Annotated in this window: 8 protein-coding genes; all 8 read right to left on the bottom strand. The window is 66.6% G+C overall.

Going from position 1 to position 7943, the window contains the following annotated elements; all coding sequences use genetic code 11:
* Positions 1-1020, bottom strand: a 1020-nt coding sequence (gene groEL, locus VJ693_RS07800) for a chaperonin GroEL (RefSeq protein WP_324153027.1), incomplete at its 3' end; no start/stop codon positions are given.
* 121 nt (positions 1021-1141) lie between these two features.
* The gene (gene groES / locus VJ693_RS07795) at positions 1142-1432 is read right to left on the bottom strand and encodes a co-chaperone GroES (protein WP_324153026.1); all 291 of its coding nucleotides are present in this window, start codon (positions 1430-1432) and stop codon (positions 1142-1144) included.
* A gap of 229 nt (positions 1433-1661) precedes the next feature.
* Positions 1662-1865 carry a DNA gyrase inhibitor YacG gene (locus VJ693_RS07790; protein WP_324153025.1) on the bottom strand — a complete coding sequence of 68 codons (204 nt, stop codon included), beginning with the start codon at positions 1863-1865 and terminating at the stop codon, positions 1662-1664.
* A gap of 9 nt (positions 1866-1874) precedes the next feature.
* A complete protein-coding gene (zapD, locus tag VJ693_RS07785) occupies positions 1875-2630 on the bottom strand; it encodes a cell division protein ZapD (RefSeq protein WP_324153023.1) in 756 nt (251 codons plus the stop codon).
* A gap of 88 nt (positions 2631-2718) precedes the next feature.
* On the bottom strand, positions 2719-3345 hold the full coding sequence (gene coaE, locus VJ693_RS07780; protein WP_324153021.1) for a dephospho-CoA kinase: 627 nt from the start codon (positions 3343-3345) through the stop codon (positions 2719-2721).
* Positions 3342-4232 carry an A24 family peptidase gene (locus VJ693_RS07775; RefSeq protein ID WP_324153019.1) on the bottom strand — a complete coding sequence of 297 codons (891 nt, stop codon included), beginning with the start codon at positions 4230-4232 and terminating at the stop codon, positions 3342-3344. Before VJ693_RS07775 ends, coaE begins: the two co-directional genes overlap by 4 nt.
* Before the next feature lie 43 nt (positions 4233-4275).
* Entirely contained in the window at positions 4276-5499 is a 1224-nt protein-coding gene (locus tag VJ693_RS07770; RefSeq protein ID WP_324153018.1) for a type II secretion system F family protein, read from the bottom strand.
* Between the two features lie 74 nt (positions 5500-5573).
* A complete protein-coding gene (gene pilB / locus VJ693_RS07765; RefSeq protein WP_324153016.1) occupies positions 5574-7292 on the bottom strand; it encodes a type IV-A pilus assembly ATPase PilB in 1719 nt (572 codons plus the stop codon).
* Positions 7293-7943 lie beyond the last annotated feature (651 nt).

Genomic DNA, 7943 nt, shown 5'->3' with positions numbered 1-7943 from the left:
GGCTGCCTTGCCGGCGCCGTCGATGATGGTGGTGTTCTCCTTCGCCACTTCGACGCGCTTGGCCTGGCCGAGGTCGGCCAGCTGCACCTTCTCGAGCGTGAGGCCGACTTCCTCGGCGATCACCTTGCCGCCGGTGAGGATCGCGATGTCTTCCAGCATCGCCTTGCGACGGTCACCGAAGCCCGGCGCCTTGACGGCCACGACCTTCAGGATGCCGCGGATGGTGTTGACGACCAGGGTGGCCAGCGCTTCGCCTTCGACTTCCTCGGCGACGATCAGCAGCGGACGGCCGCTCTTGGCCACCTGCTCCAGCGTCGGCAGCAGGTCGCGGATGTTGCTGATCTTCTTGTCGTACAGCAGCACGAACGGGTTTTCGAGCAGCGCGACTTGCTTTTCGGGCTGGTTGATGAAGTAGGGCGACAGGTAGCCGCGGTCGAACTGCATGCCTTCGACGACATCCAGCTCGTTGTTCAGGCTCTTGCCGTCTTCGACGGTGATCACGCCTTCCTTGCCGACCTTGTCCATCGCGTCGGCGATGATCTTGCCGATCGATTCGTCGGAGTTCGCCGAGATCGTGCCGACCTGCGCGATTTCCTTGCTGGTGGTGGTGGGCTTCGAGGCCTTCTTCAGCTCTTCGGTCAGCGACAGGACAGCCTTGTCGATGCCGCGCTTGAGGTCCATCGGGTTCATGCCGGCGGCCACGTACTTCATGCCTTCGCGCACGATGGCCTGGGCCAGCACGGTGGCGGTCGTGGTGCCGTCACCGGCGTTGTCGCTGGTCTTGGAAGCGACTTCCTTGACCATCTGGGCGCCCATGTTCTGGAGCTTGTCCTTCAGCTCGATTTCCTTGGCCACCGAGACACCGTCCTTGGTGACGGTGGGGGCGCCGAAGGAGCGCTCGAGCACGACGTTGCGGCCCTTGGGGCCCAGCGTGACCTTGACCGCGTTGGCCAGGATGTTCACGCCTTCGACCATGCGGTGACGGGCGTCAGCGCCAAAGATGACGTCTTTTGCTGCCATGTTTGATTCTCCGGATTCAGTAGGTGTGTGTGTTCGTTGACTTCTGTCTGCGGCCGGGCCTTCGGCCCTTAACTTGGCTGCGCCAAGTTAGCCTGCGACGAAAGCAGATCGCCTCGGCGATTTACTTTTCCACCACGGCAAACAGGTCGTCTTCCTTCATGACCAGCAGCTCTTCGCCATCGACCTTGACGGTCTGGCCGGAGTACTTGCCGAACAGCACGCGGTCGCCGACCTTGACGTTCAGGGCGACGAAATCACCCTTGTCGTTGCGCTTGCCCGGGCCGACGGCCAGCACTTCACCCTGGTCGGGCTTTTCGGCAGCGTTGTCGGGGATCACGATGCCCGAGGCGGTCTTGGTTTCGTTTTCCAGGCGCTTGACGATCACGCGATCGTGCAACGGACGAAGCTTCATTGCATCTCCTTTGTGCATTGGCAGTGAGACTGGATATGGAGCCCAACAGAAGTTGGTGCTCATTCACAACATGGTGCCCCCAGCATGGAGGCCGGCGGGCACCGAAGAGCCTGCTCGCCGCCGCCGGGTGTTAGCACTCCGGCGGGGTGAGTGCTAAAGGGCATTATAGGGACCGGCGCTGGCCTTTCAAGGCCCGATCGGGGGCATCCCCCCAAGCATCGCGCAGGCTCTATTCCTTGTCGTCGGGCGGCGGGTTCGCGCTGACGCGGTAGGCCTCGTTGGCCCACGCGCCGAAGTCGTTGCCCTGGCAGCGGGCGCTGCAGAACGGCCGGTACGGGTTCTCCGGCGAGAACAGCGCCGGCTGCCTGCACGCCGGGCAGGGCACGGTGCGCGGCTTCGGCGAGGCGGGGCCCGGCGCTGCAGGTTCAGCCATGGTGCAAGCTCAAGCGCACAGGGCGAGGTCGAAGGTGGTGTCGCCGTGGTGGGGCTTGAGGCGCCCTTCCGCGTCCGCGCGCATCAGGCGCACCGACACCATCAGCCGGTGGCCGCTGATCTCGGGCACGATGCCCTGCGACTCGTCGATGGACAGCCGCAGCAGATGGTAGGTGCGGCCGGCCGGCAGGCTCTGCTGGTACTGGCCGCCCTGGGCCACGACGCGGTGCGGCACCCCGGCGTCGCGCAGCAGGTTCAGCAACAGCAGCAGCGCCTCGGCCAGCGGCACGAGGGTGTCGACCCAGTGGGTCAGGTCGGCGCGGCGGCGCTCGGGCGGCAGTTGCTGCCAGGCGTAGTAGGCGGGCAGGTCGAACGAGCAGGTGCCGCCGGGAATGCTGATGCGGCTGCGGATGCTCATCAGCCAGTCATTCGAGGTCAGCGTGTGGCCGGCCTTGCCGGCCAGGTGGTTCAGGCTCGCATGGGCGTGGTCGATGCGGGCAACGATCTCGTCCAGGGCCGCCTCGGAAACGCTGGGGTTGCCGCGAAAGGCCTGCAACTGGGCCTTGTGGCGCTCGAGTTCCTTCAGCAGGTCGGACTTCAGGTCGGCGCGCGATGCGACGTCCATGATCTCGAACAGCGTCACCAGCGCGAAGTGGTGGTCGACCGCCGAGTCGCGCGGCAGCAGCAGATGCAGCCGGGCGAACAGGTGCTCCAGCCGCAGCATCGTGCGAATGCCTTCGTTGAAGGGGTATTCGTAAAGAACCAAGCTCAGTCGTCCTTGCGCGGGCTGCCGGGGCCCCGCGGCAGTCCGCGGGGAGCGCCGATTGTTTCACAGCCCTTGCGGGGCAGGCGTTTCAAAGAGCCTGCGGCCACCAGTGGCGCCACAGGGCGCCGACCATCGCGTCGAGCGCTGTCAGGCCGACGCCCTCGCCGTTGCTGATCACCGCATCGGCGATCGACCGGCGCGCGCTGCGTGGAGCCTGCTGCGCGATCACGCGCCGAACCTCGGGCTCGGCCCAGCCCGAGCGTTGCATCACGCGCCGAACCTGCAGGGCCTCGTCGCAGTCGACGACCAGCACCCGGTCGACACGCTCGCGCCAGTGCCCCGATTCGGTCAGCAAGGGCACGTCGAACACCACCGGCTGCGCGGCCCCGGCCGCCGCGGCCCGGGCCTGGGCCTGCTGGCCAATCAGGGGATGCAGGATTGCCTCGAGGCGATGCCGCGCCTCGGTCTGGCCGAACACCTCGGCACGCATGCGGGCCCGGTCGAGGGCGCCGGCCGCGTCCAGCATCTGGGCACCGAACTCGGCCGCGATGGCCGGCAGCGCTGCGCCGCCCGGCGCGGTGAGCTCGCGTGCGATGGCGTCGGTGTCGACGATGCAGGCGCCGCGGCGGGCCAGTGCCGCCGCCACCGTGCTCTTGCCACTGCCGATGCCGCCGGTCAGGCCCACCCGCAGTGGCGGCACCGGCCGCGGGTTCATCCCTGCCCGATCCAGCCCAGCACCCGCTCGGTGCCGGCCAGCAGCACGACCACACCCCCGCCCGCGAGGAAGGGCCCGAACGGCACGTAGCGTCCCTCGCGCAGGCTGCCCGAGAGCTTCATGCCGATGCCGACGGCGGCGCCGATCACCGAGGCCATCAGCACGATCGGCAGGATGGCCTGCCAGCCGAGCCAGGCGCCGAGCGCCGACAGCAGCTTGAAGTCGCCGAAGCCCATGCCTTCCTTGCCGGTGGCCTTCTTGAACAGCCAGTAGATCGACCACAGCGAGAGGTAGCCGGCGACCGCGCCCCACAACGCGTCGGAAAGCTTCAGCGGCGTCCAGTCCAGCGCTGCGGCACCCAGGCCGGCCCACAGCAGCGGCAGCGTCAGCGCATCGGGCAGCAGCGTGGTGTCCCAATCGATCGCCGCCAGCGCGACCAGCACCGCCAGCACCGCGCACCACAGCAGCACCACGGGCTTCGGGCCCACGTGCCACCCGGCTAGCGCGAACAGCACGGCCGTCAGCAATTCGATGAAGGGATAGCGCGGCGAGATCGGCGTCTTGCAGGCAGAGCAGCGGCCGCGCAGCGCGAGCCAGCTCACCAGCGGGATGTTCTCGTACCAGCGGATGGCGTGGCCACAGGCGGGGCAGGCCGAACGTGGGCGCGCGAGGCCGTAGGGCGCGAGGCCCTCCAGCCCCTTCTGTACCTCGCTGGCGGTGCCCGCCAGCGCCTTGGGCGGCTCACGCCCGAAACAGCGCTGGAACGACTCGCCATCGGCCAGCGCGTGGGCCACGTCGCTCCACCAGTCGCGCTCCATCATGCGCGGCAGCCGGTGAACGACGACGTTGAGGAAGCTGCCGATGCACAGGCCCAGCAGGGCCAGCACAACAGGGGAGAGCCACAGGCTCAGTGCATCCGCCCCCAGCACGTCAGACCACCTGGCCGAGCTTGAAGATCGGCAGGTACATCGATACGACGATGCCGCCGATCAAGCCGCCCAGGAAGACGATGATGATCGGCTCCAGCAGCGTCGACAGGCCCTTGACCATCTCGTCGACCTCTTCCTCGTAGAAGTCGGCGGCGCGCGACAGCATGTCGTCCAGCGCGCCGGATTCCTCGCCGATGGCCGCCATCTGCAGCACCATGTTCGGGAACACGCCGGTCTGTGTCATCGAGGTGGTCAGCGCGGTGCCGGTGGCAACGTCGCGCTGGATCTGCTGGGTGGCATGGGCGTAGACCGAGTTGCCCGCGGTGCCGCCGACCGAATCGAGCGCCTCGACCAGCGGCACGCCGGCCGCGAACATCGTCGACAGCGTGCGCGTCCAGCGCGCGATGATGGCCTTGCGGATCAGGTCGCCGAAGATCGGCAGGCGCAGCAGGAAGCGGTCCATCGCGAACTGCATCTTCTCCGAGCGCTTCCAGGTCTGCATGAAGGCGTAGCCGCCGCCGAAGATCACGCCGAAGATCAACCACCACCACTTGACGAACGTGTCGCTCATGGCCATGACCAGCAGCGTCGGCGCGGGCAGCTCGGCACCGAAGGACTTGAACACGTCCTTGAAGGCCGGGATCACGAAGATCATGATGACGGTGACGACGACGAAGGCGACGACCAGCACCGACACCGGGTAGATCATCGCCGACTTGACCTTCTGCTTGATCGCGAGCGTCTTCTCCTGGTACATCGCCAGGCGCGTCAGCAGCTCTTCGAGAATGCCACCCGCCTCGCCGGCTTCGACGAGGTTGCAGTACAGCGCATCGAAGTACTGCGGGTGGCGGCGGAAGGCCGACGACAGGTTGGTACCCGTCTCCACGTCCGAGCGGATGTCCATCAGCAGCCGGGTCAGGCGCGGGTTCGGGCTGCCGCGGCCGACGATGTCGAATGACTGCAGCAGCGGCACGCCCGCCTTCATCATCGTCGCGAGCTGGCGCGTGAAGACGGCGATGTCCTTGGCCTTGATCGCCTTGCCGCCGCCGGAGCGCCGCTTCTTGATCTTGGTGACCATGACGCCCTGGCGGCGCAGGCTCGCGCTGACCGCCGCTTCGCCGCCGGAGCGCAATTCGCCGCGAACGATCTTGCCGTTGCGGTCCTTGCCTTCCCACTCGAAGATGAATTCCTTGACGTCTTTCGCCGTCGCGGTTGCAGTTGCCATTGAGCCTCCGGCCGATCCCCAAACGATCGATGTGTGATGTATCGCGATTGTGCTGCGTCGCCGAGGGCGTGCGCCTACTCGTTCGTGGCGGCGATCACTTCCTCCAGCGATGTGACACCCAGTTTCACCTTCAGCAGGCCGGACTGGCGCAGGTCGCGCACGCCATCGCGCTGGGCGGCGGCGGCGATGTCGACCGCCGAGCCTTGCGACAGGATGATGCGCTGGATCTCCTCGGTCACCGGCATCACCTGGTAGATGCCGACCCGCCCGCGGTAGCCGTTGTTGCAGCTGCCGCACCCGACCGCCCGATAGGGCATCCAGCTGCCGTCCAGGTCGCTGTCGCCGTAGCCGGCCTTCTGCAGCGCGCTGCGCGGGTAATCGCCGGGCTTCTTGCAGTTCTCGCACAACCTGCGCACCAGGCGCTGGGCCGTGATCAACAGCACGCTGGAGGCGATGTTGAACGGCGCCACGCCCATATTGATCATCCGCGTCAGCGTCGACGGGGCGTCGTTGGTGTGCAGCGTCGACATCACCAGGTGGCCGGTCTGCGCGGCCTTGATCGCGATGTCGGCGGTTTCCAGGTCGCGGATCTCGCCGACCATGATGATGTCGGGATCCTGGCGCAGAAAGGACTTCAGCGCCACCGCGAAGTTCAGGCCCGCCTTGTCGTTGACGTTGACCTGGTTGATGCCGGGCAGATTGATTTCGGCCGGGTCTTCGACGGTCGAGATGTTGACGCCCGGCTGGTTCAGGATGTTCAGGCAGGTGTAGAGCGACACCGTCTTGCCCGAGCCGGTGGGGCCGGTGACCAGCACCATGCCGTAGGGCCGGTGGATCGCATGCAGCAGGCGTTCCTTCTCGGCGGGCTCGTAGCCCAGTGCCTCGATGCCGAGCTTGGCGCTCGAGGAATCGAGAATCCGGATCACGATCTTCTCGCCGAACAGCGTGGGCAGGGTGCTGACCCGGAAGTCGATCGACTTGGTGCCGAAGCGCAGCTTCATGCGGCCGTCCTGCGGCACGCGCTTCTCGGAAATGTCCAGCCGCGAGATCACCTTGATGCGCGAGGCGAGCTTGTCCTTGATCGCGATCGGCGGCTGGGTGATCTCGCGCAACTCGCCGTCGACGCGAAAGCGCACGCGGTAGTTGAACTCGTAGGGTTCGAAGTGCAGGTCGGAGGCGCGCAGGTTGATCGCGTCGACCAGCATCTTCTGCAGGAAGCGCACGACCGGGGCGTCCTCGACCTCGGTCGTCACCTCGGCGGCCGCAGGCTGCGAAGTGTCTTCCTCGGTGACGTCGAAATCGAAATCGGTCGTGGCCAGCGTCTCGAGCGCCTGCGAGGCCGGGGTGGCCTGGGCCTCGAGCACGCGGTTCAGCTTGTCGTACTCGACCAGCACCCATTCGGGTGCGAGCTGGGTGGCGAACTTGATGCGCTCACCCGCTTCCTGGTCGGTCGGGTCGGCGCAGGCCAGGAACAGCCGGCTGCCGCGCTTGGACAGCGGCAGCACCTTGTACTGGGTGACCAGCTTGGCGTCGAGGATGCCCCGGGGCAGGCGCTGGGCATCGACCGCGTCCAGGTCGAGCAACGGCACCGCCAATGAACTGGACAGGCTGTGCGCCAGCGTGGATGGCGTCATCTCGCCGGAATCCATCAGCGCCGCGACGAAGCTGATTCGCTTGTCGCGGGCGGTGGTGGTCAGTTCCTCGGCCCGCTGCACCTTCAGCTTCCCGCCGTGAACGAGCACCCGGGCAACGCCGGACAACGCAGAGGAGGGAGCTTCGATCAGGGTGTCCACAAACGCGCACCGCACCGCCTGGGCGCAGAAAGACCATGACCGGCCATCATCGCCGAAGGTTCAGGGGCTGTAAATCGAGATCGGCCTCATGGGCCGCTGCGATGAAAACCTCGTCACGCTTCGTCGGTCTGGCGAGACAGACCGTGCCGCGACGGGCGCCGCGGCATCAGCACGAGAGATCAATGGGAAAAGGAATTCCTGGTCGGGGTGAGAGGATTCGAACCTCCGGCCTCTACGTCCCGAATGTGGGCCAAGTACCTCTACGGACCTCCTTCGGACGAGAACTCAACATCTTAGCGCACCGTTGCGCGTCCTTTCGCGCACTTGTCCACGGTGCCCGTGGAGCGCTTTTGGAGCGCTGCGAGGCGGCGCAGGTCATGTAGCCGTCCTCCTTAAACGTAAAGCGCAGGGATGCCTGAACGTGGTGGCTAGACGGCGAGTCATCAACTTCAGAGGACTCCAGTGACAGCCCACGCCAGCAACTTCCCCGCTCCGGCCGCTACGCCCGCGGAGCTCGCCACTCTTGCCACCTCCGGGACGCACTGCATGGCTGGCCCTGCGCCGCAGGCGTATCCAGGGGCCTTCAAACCGCTTTCGCGCGAAGACGTCGCAACTCCAGGCGGTCACGGATGAAGTCGTGGAAGTGCTCAG

The sequence above is a fragment of the Ideonella sp. genome (assembly GCF_035254525.1).
Taxonomy (GTDB): domain Bacteria; phylum Pseudomonadota; class Gammaproteobacteria; order Burkholderiales; family Burkholderiaceae_C; genus Ideonella.
This window is presented reverse-complemented; position numbering and strand designations above follow the sequence as displayed.

Coding starts and splice junctions, on each gene's coding strand:
- groES (WP_324153026.1), bottom strand. CDS start 1,432: ATGAAGCTTCGTCCGTTGCACGATCGCGTGATCGTCAAGCGCCTGGAA.
- VJ693_RS07790 (WP_324153025.1), bottom strand. CDS start 1,865: ATGGCTGAACCTGCAGCGCCGGGCCCCGCCTCGCCGAAGCCGCGCACC.
- coaE (WP_324153021.1), bottom strand. CDS start 3,345: ATGAACCCGCGGCCGGTGCCGCCACTGCGGGTGGGCCTGACCGGCGGC.
- VJ693_RS07770 (WP_324153018.1), bottom strand. CDS start 5,499: ATGGCAACTGCAACCGCGACGGCGAAAGACGTCAAGGAATTCATCTTC.